Genomic DNA, 16,067 nt, shown 5'->3' with positions numbered 1-16,067 from the left:
CTATGTTGTGTTAAGTGTTGGCAGATATCCGGACCCCGCCCTAGCGGTCCGGAACTTGAACCCCGAACTTCCCCTCCCCATACGAAGTCCGGGGTTTTTTTTGCCCGCAGGAAAGTTATTCCGCGACTTCCGCGCCCTTGTCCGCCAACTCCATCCAGCCCGCCAGCACGGTGTAAGCCTCTTCCAGCCCCATGCGCTTGGGCGCCGAGAACAGCTGGATGGTGACGGCCTCACCCCAACCCTTGCGGATCTCGGATTGCACTTTGAGCAATGTGTTCTTGGCGGCGCCGTAGGTCAGCTTGTCCGCCTTGGTCAGCAGGATGTGCATTGGCATGCCGCTCGCGACAGCCCAATCGAGCATCAACAGGTCGAAATCGGTCATTGGATGACGGATATCCATCATCAGGATCAACCCCTTCAAACTCTCCCGGCCACCCAGGTAAGCCTCCAGGTGACGCTGCCAGTGTTGCTTGAGCGGGATTGGGACTTTTGCATATCCATAGCCCGGCAGGTCGACCAGACGCCGATCATCGTCTAGCTTGAAGAAATTGAGCAGCTGCGTGCGCCCCGGGGTTTTCGACGTGCGCGCCAGGCTGGCGTGAGTCAGGGTGTTCAGCGCGCTGGATTTACCCGCGTTGGAACGGCCGGCAAAGGCGACTTCAAAGCCTTCGTCATCGGGGCACTGGTCAACTTTGGCGGCGCTGAGCATGAACGTGGACTGTTGGCACAGGCCGAGGATGGGATTCTTGAGTTGCATGAGATTTCCGATGTGGGCGGTGCCGATAAAGGGTGCGGCAAGCGGTGTCGTTTCCGTTTCAGTAGCGCCAGTATATAATGCCGCAGATTTTGTGTGTGCTTTGTCCCAGCGAAGGATGAGGTTCACGGGAGCGATAGACCTATATTGCGCATTAGAACGCAAAACGCTCTCAAACCCTGAAATGGTCGACGTATGACCAAGTGGTTGCTGGCTTTCGGTGTCCTGATTCCGCTTTGCGGCGCTCAGGCTACACAGGATCCGGAAGCGGTGTACAACCGAGTTTGCGTGGCGTGCCATGCCGGCCAACTGCCCAACGCCCCCAGGCGGGGTGACCAGGCAGCCTGGGCGCCAAGACTGGCGCAGGGCATGGACACGTTGGTGCAGCACGTGACCCAGGGTTTCAAGGCAATGCCGCCGCGTGGTTTGTGCATGGACTGCAGTACTGAGGATTACCAGGCCATCATTGAGTTGATGGTGAGTAAACCCGGTAGATAACTCTTAAACCCTTAGCCGTAGTTGGATTAGCTGATGAACAAACTGATCGTGAGTCTGCTGTTGACCTTGGGCATCACCGGTGTTGCCCATGCTGCAGGCGACGCCACTGCGGGCCAGGCGAAAGCCGCCGTGTGTGGTGCTTGCCACGGGCCGGATGGCAATAGCCCGGCGCCAAACTTTCCCAAACTGGCGGGCCAGGGCGAACGCTACCTGACCAAGCAGATGCACGACATCAAGGACGGCAAGCGCACGGTACTGGAAATGACCGGCTTGCTCGCCAACTCCAGCGATCAGGACATGGCCGACATTGCGGCGTATTTTGCCAGCCAGAAGGGCAGTGTGGGAGCTGCCGATCCAAACGTCGTGGCGCACGGTGAAGAACTGTTCCGTGGTGGCAACCTGGAAAAGGGCATGCCTTCGTGCATCGGCTGTCACTCGCCTAACGGCGCAGGCCTTGCCGCTGCTGGCTTCCCGCACTTGAGCGGCCAGCATGCGCAGTACATCGCCAAGCAACTGACGGACTTCCGTGAAGGTAATCGCACCAACGATGGCGATGCCAAAATCATGCAAACCATCTCCAATAAAATGAGCAACAAGGACATTGAGGCGCTTTCCCAGTACATCCAGGGTCTGCACTGATACAAATACGACGGTTAACGCTCGATTAATCTCTCGATGCAAGCATAAAAAGGGTGGCTCCGGCCGCCCTTTTTTGTGGCCGGTGCCGTTACACTAACGAACTCATGCCCGCGCAGACCTGTCACAACAAAGGTCGCGTGAGGCGACTTTATTTGTCCAGGAGTAAAGCATGCGTAATCTGATCCTCAGCGCCGCTCTCGTCACTGCCAGCCTCTTCGGTGTGACCGCGCAAGCTGCCGACGTGCCGCTTGAAGCCGGTAAAACCTACGTTGAATTGGCCAACCCGGTGCCTGTCTCGGTACCCGGCAAGATCGAAGTGGTGGAGCTGTTCTGGTACGGCTGCCCGCACTGCTATGCCTTTGAGCCGACCATCAACCCATGGATCGAAAAACTGCCTGCCGACGTGAACTTCAAACGCATTCCCGCCATGTTCGGCGGCCCTTGGGATGCCCACGGCCAACTGTTCCTGACCCTGGAAGCCATGGGTGTGGAGCACAAGGTTCATAACGCCGTGTTCAATGCGATCCAGAAAGAAGGCAAGCGCCTGACCAAGCCGGACGAAATGGCTGACTTTGTAGCCACCCAGGGTGTCGACAAGGACAAGTTCCTGGCCACCTTCAACTCCTTCGCCATCCAGGGCCAGATCAAGCAGGCTAAAGAGCTGGCGCAGAAGTACGGTGTGCAAGGTGTACCGACCATGATCGTCAACGGGAAATACCGTTTCGACCTGGGCACTTCCGGTGGTCCTGAGCAGACTCTCAATGTTGCCGACCAGCTGATCGCCAAAGAGCGCGCAGCCAAGTAAGGGGGCTTCATGCGTCGCCGAGGTACCGAACGTGTCGTTGGCCTGCATGACCCGCAGGTCAACGAGCATCATCTGGAGTCCACGGGCCTGCCGGCAGACAGTCGGCTGCGTCTTCTCAGTTTCAATATCCAGGTGGGTATCAGCACCGAAAAATACCGGCACTATCTCACCCGTGGTTGGCAGCATCTGCTTCCTCATCATGGGCGTGCCGGTAATCTGCAGAAGATCGGCGACCTGCTCAACGACTTCGACCTGGTTGCCTTGCAGGAAGCCGACGGCGGCAGTTTGCGCTCCGGCTATGTCAATCAGGTCGAACACCTGGCCCAGCTCGGCGCATTCCCCTACTGGTATCAACAGCTCAATCGCAACCTTGGGCGCCTGGCTCAGCACAGCAATGGCGTGCTCAGTCGCCTGAAGCCGACGGCCATTGAAGATCACCCATTGCCGGGCCCCAAGGGCCGTGGCGCGATCCTCGTACGCTTCGGTGAAGGCCCGGAAGCTTTGGTGGTGGTGATGATGCACCTGGCGCTGGGTGCACGTACCCGCACCCTGCAATTGGGCTATATCCGCGAGCTGATTGGCAGTTACAAACACCAGGTGTTGATGGGTGACATGAACACCCATGCCAACGACCTGTTGCAGAATTCTCCGTTGCGTGACCTTGGGCTGTTGGCACCGCAAGCCGAAGCAACCTTCCCCAGTTGGCGCCCGCAACGTTGTCTTGACCATATCCTGCTCAGCCCGACCCTGACACTCGAAAATGTGCAAGTGCTGGCGCAGCCCATCTCCGATCACCTGCCGGTCGCGGTAGAGATTCGTCTGCCGGGTTCGCTCACGGTTGATGCATTGCCCGCGCTGAGCCCAGGCCCTCGCGGACCCCTTGCATGAGCGACGACGCCCAGCGCTGGAAAGAGAAATACCTCAAAAGCATCGAGCAGCAAGAAAAACTCGAGCGACGCTGGGCTGCGCGCCTCGACCTGTTGCGTCGTGGTCTGGTGCGCAGCACGCTGGCGGCTGAAGGCACCGACCGTGCGGTCGACCAATGCATGAAGGAGATGCGCGACGTTGTCCGAACGGACGATATGGACGCCGCCCTTGCCGCCTTGTTGCCGCGCCTGGAAAAAGCCGTGCTCGACTCGGAGCAGCGTCGCGAAACCCGGGTTGACCAGATCAGCACGGCGTTGACCTCGTTGGTCGCACAACTGCAAAAGCTGCCGCTGCCCCGCGAGGTGGCCCGCCCGTTGAAGACCTTCGCCAAGCAGTTGGACAGCCGTGTCGGACAGGCCCGGGAAATTCCGCTGCTGCTCAGTGAGTTGAGTGGCTTGCAAGGGCAGGCACTGAACAACCTGGAGCCGGAGGGCGAGGCGTCACGTGCTGCGCCGGGTCTGCTGCAACGCTTGTTTGGTGCCCGGGACGTCGCGAACGAACCCCAGGCAAGCGAGCCCGTATTGCCTCAGGTTACGCCACCGACTACGCCCAAGCCGGTTTCCGAGCCCGTGGAACCGGAGTCCTCCGAAGAGCTGAAACAAGCCTTGCGCGCCTTTGCACCGTTGCCTCAGGTTGAGGTCAATCCGCAGCCGAAACCGGTCGCAGTGAGCAAGGCTGTCGAGGTTGTTATTGACGCGCCGGTCTTCGAGGCGCCAGTGCAAGCGGCACCTGTTGCCTTGCCGGCGCCACCTGTGGAGCCTGTGATCGAGCAACCGGTGGAGGTTGTGGCACCCGAAAGTGCGCTCGCGGCCTTTATCGAAAGCCCGCCTGTGCAGGTCGATACACCGGATGAAACGGTGATCGGCAGTCTTTCCCTCCCACCTGTGCAGGAAAAAGAAGAGCCCGATCCCGATGAGCTGCAATCGGACAGCGGCTATGCCCTGCCCGACACGCCGGAGCCTTCCTACAGCTCCGTGGCCAAGCACATTGAAGACACTCTATTGGGCCTGCTGGAAGACCTGTCCCTACCCGAGCGCCACCGGCCCCAGGCCGAGGCCATGCGCGAGCGTCTTGCCCACGGCTTGAATTGGTACGAACTGCTGCCGATCCTCGATGATCTGGCGGTGCTGATGCTGGCGATCACCGACAGCGGCCAGCATGAGTTCGAGGCTTACCTCAAGCAGCTCAATGAGCGGCTCGAGGCGTTCCAGGGGCATTTGCAGGTCGCCAGCGAGGGGCATGCCGACAGTAGCTCCGCCGCGCGCGAGCTGGATACGCAGATTCGTGAACAGGTCGACGGGTTGCAGAGCAGCGTACAGGACGCCGCCGACTTGGACAGCCTCAAGCAGGTGCTGGAGAGCCATCTCGAGGGCCTGCTCGGTACCATGGATGAACACCAGCGTCAGCGGGACCAACGCGAACACGAAGTGGCGGCACGCCTCAAGGGGCTGGCGGAGCGGGTGGCCAATATGGAGCAGGAGGCCCAAGGGTATCGCGAGCACCTGGAAGTGCAACGCCAGAAAGCTCTGATCGACCCCCTTACCGGCCTGCCCAACCGTGCCGCCTGGAGCGAGCGCCTGGATTACGAGGTCAACGCCTGGCACCAGCATGGCAACAGCCTGTCGCTGGCCATGCTGGACCTGGATCACTTCAAGCGCATCAACGACGGGTATGGCCATCTGGCCGGTGACAAGGTGCTGAAGATCATCGCCAACGTGCTGCGCAAACGCCTGCGCTCCACCGACTTCATTGCGCGCTTTGGCGGTGAGGAATTCGTGCTGCTGATGCCCCACTCGACCCTGGCGGATGCCTTGGCCGTGGGTGAGGTCCTGCGTGCCGCGATCGAGGCGTGCCCGTTCCATTTCAAGGGCGAGCCGGTGACCATCACGGTCTCCATGGGGGTGGCACAGTTCGAGCCGGGCGAGCGCAGCGAGCTGGCGCTCAAGCGTGCCGATGATGCGCTTTACCGAGCCAAGGCCTCGGGGCGCAATCAGGTGAAGGCGGCCTGAAAGTTGTTCCATTTTGTATATAAAGCCCGGATTTGACCGCCGGGCTGCAAGCCGTACGTTACACTGTTGCATTATCGTCTTCAGTGTAATGCCTTCCGCCATGAAATCCTTGTTCTACGCCTTTGTCTTTCTCCTGCTCGCCGGCTGCGCCAGCGGCCCGCGCATGGATACCAGTCACCCTTCGGTCAACCACGATAATCGCGTGCAGTTCATCGTCGTTCACTACACCTCAACCAACCTGGAACGCTCCCTGGCACTCCTCACCCACGGGCAGGTCAGCAGCCATTATCTGATCGGCGATGACGCCTCCGGCACCATCTACAAGCTGGTGGATGAAAGTCAGCGCGCCTGGCACGCGGGGGAAAGCGAGTGGATGGGGCGCACCTGGCTCAATTCCAGCTCTATCGGCATCGAAATAGTGAACCCCGGCTACAAAGACACACCCACTGGTCGGGTGTGGTACCCCTACTCCGAGGCGCAGGTGAAGTCCCTGGTGGTGTTGATCAAGGACATCAGCAAGCGCAACGGGATCGACCCAAAAAACATCATCGGTCACAGCGACATTGCGCCGCTGCGCAAACTGGACCCTGGCCCGCTGTTCCCGTGGAAGCGCCTCGCTGCAGAAGGGTTGGGGGTCTGGCCGGACACCCAGGCCGTGGCGCGTTTCCAGGTTGAATACGCTGCCGAACTGCCCAGCATCACCTGGTTCCAGGAAGAGCTGGCCCAATTAGGCTACCCGACACCGCAAACCGGTGAGTTGGATGTCGCCACGCGCCACGTGATTGCGGCGTTCCAGATGCACTTCCGCCCGTCACTGTTCGATGGCACGCCGGATGCTGAAAGTGCCGCTATCCTGCGAGCGTTGAACCGTCGCTAGAGCGGTAGCGCCATATAGAACTGCGTACCCTGCCCCGGCCGTGAATACACCCCCATGCGGCCGCCGTGCAGTTGCACGATTTCCTTGCACAGTGCAAGACCCAGGCCTGCGCCGCCTTTCTTGCGGCCAACCTGAACGAAGGGTTCGAAGATCCGCCCTTGCTGCCCATAGGCAATGCCCTCGCCGTTGTCTTCGACGCTGATGATTACTCGTTCGCCATGGCGTCGTGCTTGCAGATGAATCTGTCCGCCTTCAGCCGTGTGTCGCAGTGCATTGCCCAGCAGGTTGTCGAGTACGCGCTCCAGCTGTGCCTGGTCGGCATACAAATGGGGCAAGTCGGGTTGCACCTCTACCAGCAGTTCGATGTGTTGCGCGTTGGCCGGTTCGGCAAAGCGCGTTTGGGCATGTTCGAGCAGGTCAGTGACATCACAGGGTCCCAGGGTCAGCTTTTGCAGGCCGTTCTGGTAGCGCGAAAAGTTGAGCAAGTCATTGATCAACTGCATCAGGCGCTGCATTTCTTCGTTTACCGTATCCAGCAGGTCTGCTTCGCGGGACTCTGTCGGGAACTTCGCGCGCTCACGAAACAGGCCGAAGGCCATGTGCATGCCGGTTACCGGGGTGCGTAGTTCATGGGACGCGCGCAAGACGAATTCACTGCGCACGCGTTCGAAGGCGCGTTGCTCGGTCACATCATGCAGCACCATCACGGCGCCGAGGATATGCCCCTGAGTGTGGCTCACCGGCGTCAGGCTATAGGTCAGCAGGCGCAGCTCGCCGTCGACTTCCACTTCCAGGTCTTCTGGCGCCCGTTCCAGGTTGCCGCCTCGCAGTACCAATTGCAGTTGCTCGTCGAGCTCCGGGCGCACCAATGCTTCGCCTAGTCCTTGGCCGAGTCGTTCCTCGTCCCAGCCCAGCTGGCGCTGTGCCACGGGGTTGAGGTGTTCCAGGCGGCCTTGGCGGTCGATCATCAACAGGCCGTCGTCAATGCTGTCGAGCACGGCTTGCAAACGCTGCTGGCCGGCCAGCAGTTCGTCCACGTTGGTTGCCTGATGCTGGCGCAGCGCTTCGGCCATGATGCCGAAGCGACGAGTCAGTTGGTTCATCTCGGCGGCCGAGGAAATCGGTAGCGTCACCTCAAAATCGCCCTGCCCGATCCGGTCTGCGGCCTTGGCCAGTGCTTCGATCGGCCCGCCGAAACGTCGCGCAATACCATGGGCCGTGACAAAGCCGATGATCAAAACCGCAAGCCCCACCAGCCCTAACAGGCCGGCGATCAACAGAGCCCGCTCGCGGGACTTGTGTTCGCTGCTACTGATGTTCGCCAGCGCCTGTTTGTGCTCGGCGATCAGGCCATTGCGCAGAACATTGAAGGTTTCGGTGAGTTTCTCCTTGCTGCCGGAGGGCGGCGAGGCTTGCTGGGACTCATCGAACGCGCTCAACAGGTTCTGATAGTCGACGCGGGCCTGGCTGAAGCCAGTGCTTTTGCCGTCTCGCTGCTCGTGGGCGATGCCTTGGTCAAGCAGGTCGAAGTAGCGCTGCTTGGAGTTTTGCAGTGCTTCGGGGTCAGGGCGTTTCTCCAGCATCATGATCAACTGGTCGCCCAGGCTCTGGCGCAGTTTGAGTCCCAGGTCCAGGGTGATGAAGTTACTGCGAATCAGCGATTCCTGGCTCTTGGCCATTTGCATGACGCTGACCAGCCCCAGGATCAATCCCAGCAGGGCGACGGTAATCAACGCTGAAATACTCAGGAACAACCGAGTGCGCAGTTTCATCGCAAGCTTCATAGGGTGTCGCTCACAGGTTGTACTGTTTGCGTTTGCGGTACAGCGTCGATGCATCGATGCCCAAGGTGCGTGCCGCCTGGTCCAGAGTGTCGCTGGTTGCCAGTACTGCGCCGATGTGCGCCTTTTCAAGCTCATCCAGACTCAGCGCCGCACCGATGCGAGGGGCATTGTTGGTCGGCTGTTCGGCCATCCCGAGGTGGCTGATTTCGACCTTCTCCTGCGCACAGATAATGCTGGCGCGCTCGACCACGTTGCGCAACTCGCGGATATTGCCCGGCCAGCGGTAATTGAGCAGTGCCTCCCGTGCCTCATCGCTGAAGCCACGGGCCGGTCGCGCGTATTCCTTGACGAAGCGCGCCAGGAAGCGGTCGGCCAGGGTCAGGATGTCTTCGCTGCGCTCGCGAAGGGGTGGCAGGTGCAAGGTGATGACGTTGAGGCGATAGAGCAAGTCTTCGCGAAAGCGCCCTTCGCGCACCATGTCTTCGAGGTTCAGGTTGGTGGCGGCGAGGATGCGCACATCGGCACGTCGGGTGACCGGGTCGCCCACCCGCTCGTATTCCTTGTCCTGGATGAATCGCAGCAATTTGGGTTGCAATGTGAGGGGAAAATCGCCGATCTCATCGAGAAACAGCGTTCCTCCATCCGCCTGGTTCACCCGGCCCAGGGTGCTCTCGCTGGCGCCGGTAAATGCGCCGCGGCTGTGGCCGAACAGCTCGCTTTCCATCAGTTCCGCCGTAAGCGACGGGCAGTTGATGGTCACGCAAGATTTTTTCGAGCGCTTGCTCCAACCGTGGATGGCCCTGGCCAACTCGCCCTTACCGGTGCCTGATTCACCCAGGATCAGGATATTCGCGTCCGTACCCGCCACTTGGCGCGCGGTTTCCAGCACCACCATCATCGATGGGCTGTGGGAGTCGAGACCGTCCTTGGATTGACGGACTTCGCCTTCCAGCGCTTCCAGTCGCGCGGAGAGCTGACGCACCTCCAACTGCTTGGCGGTGGCCAGGCGCAGTTGATCAGGGCTGCAGGGTTTGACGAGGTAGTCGGCGGCACCCGCCTGAATGGCATCGACCGCCGTATCGACCGCCGAATGGGCCGTGACGATCACCACGCGCATCCACGGGGCTTGAATCCGCATCTGGGCCAGTACGTCCAGACCATTGTCTTCGCCCAGACGAAGATCCAGGAAGCATAGGTCGAACACTTGGCGTTGCATCAGCGCATCGGCCTGGGCGGCACTGTTGGCGGTGGCTACGGTATAGCCTTCATCTTCCAGGCAGTAGCGGAAAGTGCGAAGGATCGCGGATTCGTCATCCACTAAAAGAATGCGGCCTTGAAGCTCCTTGGCTGATTCCATCTGTCCCGCGCTCCTTAATATTGAGTGATCTTGGTTAGTCCCGGAATAATCGGGCAAGTTGCATGGTTTATTCTGATCGATAAACGGCCTGGCTGTGCATCTATTCTGCGTGACTGCCCGCAAAGCCCCGGCTGATGGCCTTTTCATGCCGTCTTGCCACTTCGGCAACGTTCCAATCTCTTTCGATCCATCGAGCCGACCGCTGGTGATCGTGCATTTCGCACGGCCCTGGGCGGGCCATCGTGCAGGATGCTAGGCGTATGGACGATCGATAATATTTAACTATTTGATTTTGTTAGGTTTTATTTTGTAAAAAACCTGGCATGCGCTCTGCAATATCTCTCCCAACGAATAATCAGAATGCGGGAGAAATGCAGCATGACTCGCCAAGCCCTCAGCCAGTTGTACGTATCGCCCCTGCGCTTGCAGCAAGGCCTGTTCGCCAGCCTGGCCCTGATGGTCACTTTGATTGCCGGCCAACAAATCCAGCATTGGCAGCAGAGTCAGCAGCAAATCCCGCAATTCTCGCGCCCGGCCATGACCCAGACCCACTTCCGTCCTATTGAGAGCCATTCCGTTGGCAGCGCAGTTGCAGATGTGACGGCGCCACAGCTGAGAGTGGCTGGGCAAGATTCCACCCTGAACGCGCTCCCTACTGAGGAACGCTGGGTGTTCTAAGCAAGAAAGACGACCGTTTGTGTTGAGCGTCCGTCTGGCACTACCGCTGTTACCTCTATGAAAGCGTAAGGAGAATCACCATGTTGAGTTGGGCAATCACATTTCTGATCATCGCCATTGTGGCTGCTGTCCTGGGCTTCGGTGGTATCGCGGGCACCGCCACGGGTATCGCCAAGATCCTGTTTGTCGTCTTCCTGGTGATGTTCATCGCTTCGTTCTTCTTTGGTCGTCGCGGCCGAGGCTGATTATGACCACTCTGTCCCTCAAGGCCATGGCTGCCGTCCTGCTTCTGGGCGGCAGTGGCTGGGCAATGGCCGCCAACGACGGCCAGGCCCGGGCCAACGAATTGCTCACTGCGGACCCGCAGTACCGCGAAACCTGGCAAGGCGTGGTGAAGAAAGAGGAGCGCCTGCCCGAGTGGGTGATGAACCTGTCGGGTGCGGCGGAGCAAATGAACGCCGTTGAAGAAGATGGCGATAAGTACCTGGTCGGGCCACTCTGCGAAACCGCAGACAGTTGTCTGAACAAGCGCTTGATCGTGGCCTTCAGCTTCGACAAGAAAGACGCCTACGCCATGTTGGTGGAGGTTCCTGCTGGCCTGCCGGCGGACAAATCCCCCACGCGGCACGCCGATTACCGATATATCGGTAAGCCGGATGAAGGCATGCAAAAGCTGCTGATGGAGCAGCTGAAGAAAGACCCGAATTGGTACTAGGTTCCGTCCGACGCTTTAGTCGGCCACGGAGCCTGCGTCCATAGAAAGAAGCCTCACGCTTCTTTCTGTCTGCGCCGCTCGCCAAGGGCGGTACATGACCAAGGGGCCGGGTTGCTCTGATCGAATGGGATCGGCGTGACCTACGGGTACAGGGAGTGCCTGCGCAAGGGCCGGGTCAGGCGAAAAGCTGCGACGCAAGTTCACAAGTCCGAGGCTTGCTGAACTTGCGACGGGCTTGTGTCTGTCATTTTCGCGCTCATGCATCGCATAGCCGAGAATTCCAATTTTGCCTGTCGCGAACCGTTGCCTGGTGTTTCGCGGCGACCATCTATCGATAAAGTTTTGCCTGCGTCATAGGACATTTCTGACGTGGCACACCTGAATTTCCAGACATTTCCGCCAACGGTCCCGAGACGTCCTGAATCTCTGCGCGAGCCGGTTTTGGCCGGTTCACGGCATATTTGCCGGCAAAAAAGTCACATTTGTACTGACCGTTTGGACAGATATTTCCAAAAAAACTCATGCCGATTATGCATGGGGTAGGCGTTTACGGCATTAGACGTCGATCCCTTGCATCGGAATAGTTGCGCCTTTTTTCGCCTGCCGGTAAGCCATTTCGGCCATGCGGCGGTGACCTTCTACGGAGGCCGATGCACACATTTTTTCGCTCCCGGGCGTTCCAGATGGCGCATCTGCCTTAAGTCCACTTGAAGTAAGGGTAATGACATGAAGAAGGCAAAGCTAAGCCTCGCCTGGCAGATCCTCATCGGCCTGGTGCTGGGGATCGCAATCGGCGCAGTGCTCAACCATTTCAGTGCTGAAAAGGCCTGGTGGATCAGCAATGTGTTGCAGCCGGCGGGCGATATCTTTATCCGCCTGATCAAGATGATCGTGATCCCGATTGTTATTTCCTCGCTGATCGTCGGCATTGCCGGTGTCGGTGACGCGAAAAAGCTTGGGCGTATCGGCGTCAAAACCATCCTTTACTTCGAAATCGTCACCACCATCGCCATCGTGGTCGGTTTGTTGCTGGCAAACCTGTTCCACCCGGGTGCCGGCATCGACATGAGTACCCTGGGTACCGTCGATATTTCCAAGTACACCGCCACTGCGGCGGAAGTGCAGCATGAGCATGCGTTCATCCAGACCATCCTCAACCTGATCCCGTCGAACATCTTCGCCGCCGTGGCCCGTGGCGAAATGCTGCCGATCATCTTCTTCTCGGTGTTGTTCGGTCTGGGCCTGTCGAGCCTCAAACCCGAGCTGCGCGAGCCGCTGGTGAATATGTTCCAGGGCGTGTCCGAGAGCATGTTCAAAGTCACCCACATGATCATGAAGTACGCCCCGATCGGCGTGTTTGCGCTGATCGCCGTGACCGTCGCCAGCTTCGGTTTTACCTCCCTGCTGCCGCTGGCCAAGCTGGTGATCCTGGTTTACGTGGCCATTCTGTTCTTCGCCTTTGTGGTACTGGGTCTGATCGCACGCCTGTTCGGCTTCTCGGTGATCAAGCTGATGCGCATCTTCAAGGATGAGCTGGTGCTGGCCTACTCCACCGCCAGCTCCGAAACCGTGTTGCCACGTGTGATCGAGAAGATGGAAGCCTACGGCGCGCCCAAGGCCATCTGCAGCTTCGTGGTCCCGACCGGTTACTCGTTCAACCTCGATGGTTCGACGCTCTACCAGAGTATCGCTGCGATCTTTATCGCCCAGCTGTACGGCATCGACCTGTCGATCGGCCAGCAACTGATGCTGGTGCTGACCCTGATGGTTACCTCCAAAGGCATCGCCGGTGTGCCGGGTGTGTCTTTCGTGGTGCTGCTGGCCACCCTGGGCAGTGTTGGCATTCCGCTGGAAGGCCTGGCGTTCATTGCCGGCGTCGACCGTGTGATGGACATGGCGCGCACCGCTCTGAACGTGATCGGCAACGCTCTGGCCGTGCTGGTCATCGCCCGTTGGGAAGGCATGTACGACGAGGGCAAGGGCCAGCGCTACTGGAACTCCCTGCCGCACTGGCGCAGCAAGGAAGCCTTGCCGGTCGGCGAGATCAGCCGCGGCTGATACGCGTGTGATGCTGAACAAACCCCGGAAAATCCGGGGTTTGTCGTTTCTGCCAGCCCCGCTATCATTCGCCCCATCATTCGGGGGATTCAACTGATGCTCAATGGCCTGTGGCTTGGCTTCTTTGTCGTGGCAGCGGTGTCGGCACTGGCGCAATGGCTGGTCGGCGGTAACGCCGGTATTTTCGCGGCGATGGTCGAAAGCATTTTTGCCATGGCCAAATTGTCGGTGGAAGTGATGGTGCTGTTGTTCGGCACCCTGACCTTGTGGCTGGGCTTCTTGCGCATTGCCGAAAAAGCCGGAATCGTCGATTGGCTGGCCAAGGCCCTTGGCCCGCTGTTCCGCCGCCTGATGCCGGAAGTGCCTGCCGGCCACCCCGCCATCGGCTTGATCACCCTCAACTTTGCCGCCAATGGACTGGGCCTGGATAATGCCGCGACGCCCATCGGCTTGAAAGCGATGAAGGCGCTGCAAGAACTCAACCCCATCCCCAACACCGCGAGCAATGCGCAGATTCTGTTCCTGGTGCTCAATGCGTCCTCGCTGACGCTGCTGCCGGTGACTATCTTCATGTACCGCGCGCAGCAAGGCGCGCCGGACCCGACGCTGGTGTTTCTGCCGATTCTGCTGGCCACCAGCGCCTCGACCCTGGTCGGCCTGTTTTCGGTGGCGATCATGCAGCGCCTGCGCCTGTGGGATCCGGTGGTGCTGGCCTACCTGATTCCGGGGGCGCTGGTGCTGGGCGGTTTCATGGCGTTGCTGGCGACGCTGTCTGCCACGGCGCTGGCGGGTTTGTCGTCGATCCTCGGCAACCTCACGCTGTTCGGTCTGATCATGCTGTTCCTGGTAATCGGCGCGTTACGCAAGGTGAAGGTGTACGAGGCGTTTGTCGAAGGCGCCAAAGAAGGCTTCGACGTGGCCAAGAACCTGCTGCCTTACCTGGTGGCGATGCTGTGTGCCGTCGGCGTGCTGCGTGCGTCCGGCGCACTGGACTTCGGCCTGGAAGGCATTCGCCATCTGGTGGCGTGGACCGGCCTGGACACGCGCTTCGTCGACGCCTTGCCGACGGCGATGGTCAAGCCGTTTTCCGGCAGTGCCGCGCGGGCGCTGCTGATCGAAACCATGCAGACCCAGGGTGTGGACAGCTTCCCGGCACTGGCGGCGGCGACGATCCAGGGCAGCACGGAAACCACCTTTTATGTGTTGGCGGTGTACTTCGGCTCGGTAGGCATCCAGCGCGCCCGGCATGCGGTGGGGTGTGCGTTGCTGGCGGAGTTTGCCGGTGTGGTGGCAGCTATTGCGGTGTGCTACTGGTTCTTTGGTTAAGGCTTGAATTGATATCGCAGGCAAGCCAGCTCCCACATTTGACTGTGTTTACAAATCAAAAATGTGGGAGCGGGCTTGCCCGCGAAGAGGCCCTCAGCGTTTCGCAGCACTATTGCCTTGCTGCACCACCCAATCCACCACCTGCTTGTTCAACTGATTCCCCGCCCGCCCAAACGTGGCCACCACCTCCGGCACTTGGGTATCTGCCACCGGCTGCCTCACCTCAAACCGCCGACTGGCAATGATCCGCTGATCACTCCCGCGCACCAACCGCGCATCCAGGCGAATCACTACCTCCACCGCACTGCCGTGGTATTCACTCTGGAACGCCTGCAATTGCCCGCCCAGCTCATAGTCGGCCTGCAGATTGGTCTCGTCGGTACTCAGCAGCGTCACTCGGCCATCGCGCTGGAAACCATCCATGAAGCGGTTGCGCAGCAGCACGGGCGCGGGGTCGCTCCAGCGCGACTGTGCATAGCTGCTGATCAGATCGCCATTGGGCACCACGGCGATGCGCGGGCTGTCGAGAAACTCGCTGGTTTGCGGCTTGTTCACACGCAGTGACCAACTGACTGGGGTGCCCTGGCTGGACGTCTGTGCGCTGGCCAGGCGATACACGTTGGAAGGGTCGGCTTTGGGCAGGATCGAGCACGCGCTGATCAGGGCCAGCGCCACGGGAACGATCACTTGATAAGCACGCTTCATGGCGTGAACTCCTTGTTCTTGTCGCTGCCCAGCAGGTAACCGCTGGGGTTGGCTTCCAGGCGGCGGGAAATGGCGCGCAGCGACGCGAGGGTTTCGCGCAGTTCGCGCACCGCCGGCGCCAGTTCATTGAGGCCCTGCATGCCGCTGTTCACCGAGTCCTTGTTGTTGCTCAGCAAGGTGTTGATGGTGGCGGTGCTTTGCTCCAGGGATTTCATGGCTTGCTCCGCGCTGCCGAAGGCTTGTTTGCCTTGCTCGTTGAGCAAGCCATTGGCGTTGCGCATCAACACGGTGGTCTGTTCCAGCGCTGCGCTGGCTTGTTTGCTCACCTGTACCAGTTGTTGCATCACCACCTTGATATCGCCGCGCTGGTCGGCAATGGCGCCGGTGGTTTGTTGCAGATTGTCCAGGGTGTTGCTCAGGCGCTCGACGTTCTCCCGGGAGAACATGTGATTGGCGTTGTGCAGCAGCAGGTTGACGCTGGTCATCAGGTCGTTGCTGTTATTGAGCAGGCGCGCGATAGGCGACGGCGAGGCGATGATCTGCGGCAATTCGCCGTCCTTGCCCTTGAGTTCGGGGCTTTGCGGTGTGCCGCCACTGAGCTGGATGATCGAGGTACCGGTGATGCCGGTGAGTGCGAGCTTGGCCTGGGTGTCTTCCTTGATCGGCGTCTGGCCGGCCAGGCGGATGCGGGCCAGGACGCGGCGCGGGTCTTTAGGGTCCAGGCGCAGGCTGGTGACGTCGCCCACCTTGATGCCGCTGTACTGCACGGAACTGCCCTGGGACAGGCCGCTGACGGCTTCGTTGAAGATCACTTCGTAGTCCTGGAAGGCCGTGTCGACGCTGGATTTGGCCAGCCACAGGCCAAACAGCATCGCGCCGACCACCACGATCACACTGCACAAACCGATCATCACATGATGGGCTCGGGTTTCCAT

General features: G+C 59.9%; 16 protein-coding genes. 11 read left to right on the top strand and 5 right to left on the bottom strand.

Translation table 11 applies throughout. The features are described from left to right. Positions 1-115: 115 nt before the first annotated feature. The gene (yihA, locus tag ACW9IN_RS19195; RefSeq protein ID WP_457367373.1) at positions 116-757 is read right to left on the bottom strand and encodes a ribosome biogenesis GTP-binding protein YihA/YsxC; all 642 of its coding nucleotides are present in this window, start codon (positions 755-757) and stop codon (positions 116-118) included. Between the two features lie 192 nt (positions 758-949). On the opposite strand from yihA, the gene ACW9IN_RS19190 reads away from it, so the two are divergent. The 6 genes from ACW9IN_RS19190 to ACW9IN_RS19165 all read left to right on the top strand — a co-directional run bounded on the left by ACW9IN_RS19190 (position 950) and on the right by ACW9IN_RS19165 (position 6,509). Then, on the top strand, positions 950-1,252 hold the full coding sequence (locus ACW9IN_RS19190) for a c-type cytochrome (protein WP_457367372.1): 303 nt from the start codon (positions 950-952) through the stop codon (positions 1,250-1,252). Between the two features lie 33 nt (positions 1,253-1,285). Continuing rightward, positions 1,286-1,891, top strand: coding sequence for a c-type cytochrome (locus ACW9IN_RS19185; RefSeq protein WP_457367371.1), 606 nt, complete (start codon positions 1,286-1,288; stop codon positions 1,889-1,891). A gap of 169 nt (positions 1,892-2,060) precedes the next feature. Beyond that, the gene (gene dsbA, locus ACW9IN_RS19180; protein ID WP_457367370.1) at positions 2,061-2,696 is read left to right on the top strand and encodes a thiol:disulfide interchange protein DsbA; all 636 of its coding nucleotides are present in this window, start codon (positions 2,061-2,063) and stop codon (positions 2,694-2,696) included. A gap of 9 nt (positions 2,697-2,705) precedes the next feature. Further along, a complete protein-coding gene (locus tag ACW9IN_RS19175; protein WP_457367369.1) occupies positions 2,706-3,584 on the top strand; it encodes an endonuclease/exonuclease/phosphatase family protein in 879 nt (292 codons plus the stop codon). Further along, complete coding sequence (locus ACW9IN_RS19170) at positions 3,581-5,632, top strand: diguanylate cyclase (RefSeq protein WP_457367368.1); 2,052 nt, start codon at positions 3,581-3,583, stop codon at positions 5,630-5,632. The genes ACW9IN_RS19175 and ACW9IN_RS19170 overlap by 4 nt, the downstream gene beginning before the upstream one ends. Before the next feature lie 100 nt (positions 5,633-5,732). Then, positions 5,733-6,509 (top strand): N-acetylmuramoyl-L-alanine amidase, encoded by a 777-nt coding sequence (locus ACW9IN_RS19165; RefSeq protein WP_457367367.1) that lies wholly within the window; start codon positions 5,733-5,735, stop codon positions 6,507-6,509. Here ACW9IN_RS19165 and ACW9IN_RS19160 read toward each other — a convergent pair. Next, a complete protein-coding gene (locus ACW9IN_RS19160) occupies positions 6,506-8,293 on the bottom strand; it encodes a KinB sensor domain-containing domain (protein ID WP_457367366.1) in 1,788 nt (595 codons plus the stop codon). The two genes, ACW9IN_RS19165 and ACW9IN_RS19160, sit on opposite strands and share 4 nt — an antisense overlap. A gap of 10 nt (positions 8,294-8,303) precedes the next feature. Then, on the bottom strand, positions 8,304-9,650 hold the full coding sequence (gene algB / locus ACW9IN_RS19155) for a sigma-54-dependent response regulator transcription factor AlgB (protein WP_457367365.1): 1,347 nt from the start codon (positions 9,648-9,650) through the stop codon (positions 8,304-8,306). Positions 9,651-10,028: 378 nt separating this feature from the next. Here algB and ACW9IN_RS19150 point away from each other — a divergent pair, with 378 nt between their 5' ends. From ACW9IN_RS19150 to ACW9IN_RS19130, 5 genes are all read left to right on the top strand, one after another. Beyond that, positions 10,029-10,328: a hypothetical protein gene (locus tag ACW9IN_RS19150; RefSeq protein ID WP_457367364.1), complete on the top strand. Its 300-nt coding sequence runs from the start codon at positions 10,029-10,031 to the stop codon at positions 10,326-10,328. Positions 10,329-10,408: 80 nt separating this feature from the next. Further along, entirely contained in the window at positions 10,409-10,573 is a 165-nt protein-coding gene (locus tag ACW9IN_RS19145) for a DUF1328 domain-containing protein (protein WP_003170804.1), read from the top strand. A 2-nt stretch (positions 10,574-10,575) separates the two neighbouring features. Beyond that, entirely contained in the window at positions 10,576-11,043 is a 468-nt protein-coding gene (locus ACW9IN_RS19140) for an inhibitor of vertebrate lysozyme family protein (protein ID WP_457367363.1), read from the top strand. A 726-nt stretch (positions 11,044-11,769) separates the two neighbouring features. After that, positions 11,770-13,101, top strand: a complete 1,332-nt coding sequence (gene gltP, locus ACW9IN_RS19135) for a glutamate/aspartate:proton symporter GltP (RefSeq protein WP_457367362.1) — start codon at positions 11,770-11,772, stop codon at positions 13,099-13,101. A 96-nt stretch (positions 13,102-13,197) separates the two neighbouring features. Next, positions 13,198-14,427 carry a nucleoside recognition domain-containing protein gene (locus ACW9IN_RS19130; protein WP_457367361.1) on the top strand — a complete coding sequence of 410 codons (1,230 nt, stop codon included), beginning with the start codon at positions 13,198-13,200 and terminating at the stop codon, positions 14,425-14,427. A 93-nt stretch (positions 14,428-14,520) separates the two neighbouring features. On the opposite strand, the gene ACW9IN_RS19125 is transcribed toward ACW9IN_RS19130, so the two are convergent. Both ACW9IN_RS19125 and ACW9IN_RS19120 read right to left on the bottom strand, forming a co-directional pair. Then, a complete protein-coding gene (locus tag ACW9IN_RS19125) occupies positions 14,521-15,132 on the bottom strand; it encodes an ABC-type transport auxiliary lipoprotein family protein (RefSeq protein WP_457367360.1) in 612 nt (203 codons plus the stop codon). Further along, a complete protein-coding gene (locus ACW9IN_RS19120) occupies positions 15,129-16,067 on the bottom strand; it encodes an MlaD family protein (protein ID WP_457367359.1) in 939 nt (312 codons plus the stop codon). Before ACW9IN_RS19120 ends, ACW9IN_RS19125 begins: the two co-directional genes overlap by 4 nt.

It is taken from the genome of Pseudomonas sp. SDO5271_S396 (genome assembly GCF_054071795.1).
Note: the sequence above shows the minus strand (reverse complement) of the source record. Positions and strands in the feature narration are given on the sequence as shown.

What these genes read in the sequence shown, in the direction of transcription:
- yihA (WP_457367373.1), bottom strand. Translation starts at nt 757, where the DNA reads ATGCAACTCAAGAATCCCATCCTCGGCCTGTGCCAACAGTCCACGTTC.
- ACW9IN_RS19190 (WP_457367372.1), top strand. Translation starts at nt 950, where the DNA reads ATGACCAAGTGGTTGCTGGCTTTCGGTGTCCTGATTCCGCTTTGCGGC.
- ACW9IN_RS19185 (WP_457367371.1), top strand. Translation starts at nt 1,286, where the DNA reads ATGAACAAACTGATCGTGAGTCTGCTGTTGACCTTGGGCATCACCGGT.
- dsbA (WP_457367370.1), top strand. Translation starts at nt 2,061, where the DNA reads ATGCGTAATCTGATCCTCAGCGCCGCTCTCGTCACTGCCAGCCTCTTC.
- ACW9IN_RS19175 (WP_457367369.1), top strand. Translation starts at nt 2,706, where the DNA reads ATGCGTCGCCGAGGTACCGAACGTGTCGTTGGCCTGCATGACCCGCAG.
- ACW9IN_RS19170 (WP_457367368.1), top strand. Translation starts at nt 3,581, where the DNA reads ATGAGCGACGACGCCCAGCGCTGGAAAGAGAAATACCTCAAAAGCATC.
- ACW9IN_RS19165 (WP_457367367.1), top strand. Translation starts at nt 5,733, where the DNA reads ATGAAATCCTTGTTCTACGCCTTTGTCTTTCTCCTGCTCGCCGGCTGC.
- ACW9IN_RS19160 (WP_457367366.1), bottom strand. Translation starts at nt 8,293, where the DNA reads ATGAAGCTTGCGATGAAACTGCGCACTCGGTTGTTCCTGAGTATTTCA.
- algB (WP_457367365.1), bottom strand. Translation starts at nt 9,650, where the DNA reads ATGGAATCAGCCAAGGAGCTTCAAGGCCGCATTCTTTTAGTGGATGAC.
- ACW9IN_RS19150 (WP_457367364.1), top strand. Translation starts at nt 10,029, where the DNA reads ATGACTCGCCAAGCCCTCAGCCAGTTGTACGTATCGCCCCTGCGCTTG.
- ACW9IN_RS19145 (WP_003170804.1), top strand. Translation starts at nt 10,409, where the DNA reads ATGTTGAGTTGGGCAATCACATTTCTGATCATCGCCATTGTGGCTGCT.
- ACW9IN_RS19140 (WP_457367363.1), top strand. Translation starts at nt 10,576, where the DNA reads ATGACCACTCTGTCCCTCAAGGCCATGGCTGCCGTCCTGCTTCTGGGC.
- gltP (WP_457367362.1), top strand. Translation starts at nt 11,770, where the DNA reads ATGAAGAAGGCAAAGCTAAGCCTCGCCTGGCAGATCCTCATCGGCCTG.
- ACW9IN_RS19130 (WP_457367361.1), top strand. Translation starts at nt 13,198, where the DNA reads ATGCTCAATGGCCTGTGGCTTGGCTTCTTTGTCGTGGCAGCGGTGTCG.
- ACW9IN_RS19125 (WP_457367360.1), bottom strand. Translation starts at nt 15,132, where the DNA reads ATGAAGCGTGCTTATCAAGTGATCGTTCCCGTGGCGCTGGCCCTGATC.
- ACW9IN_RS19120 (WP_457367359.1), bottom strand. Translation starts at nt 16,067, where the DNA reads ATGGAAACCCGAGCCCATCATGTGATGATCGGTTTGTGCAGTGTGATC.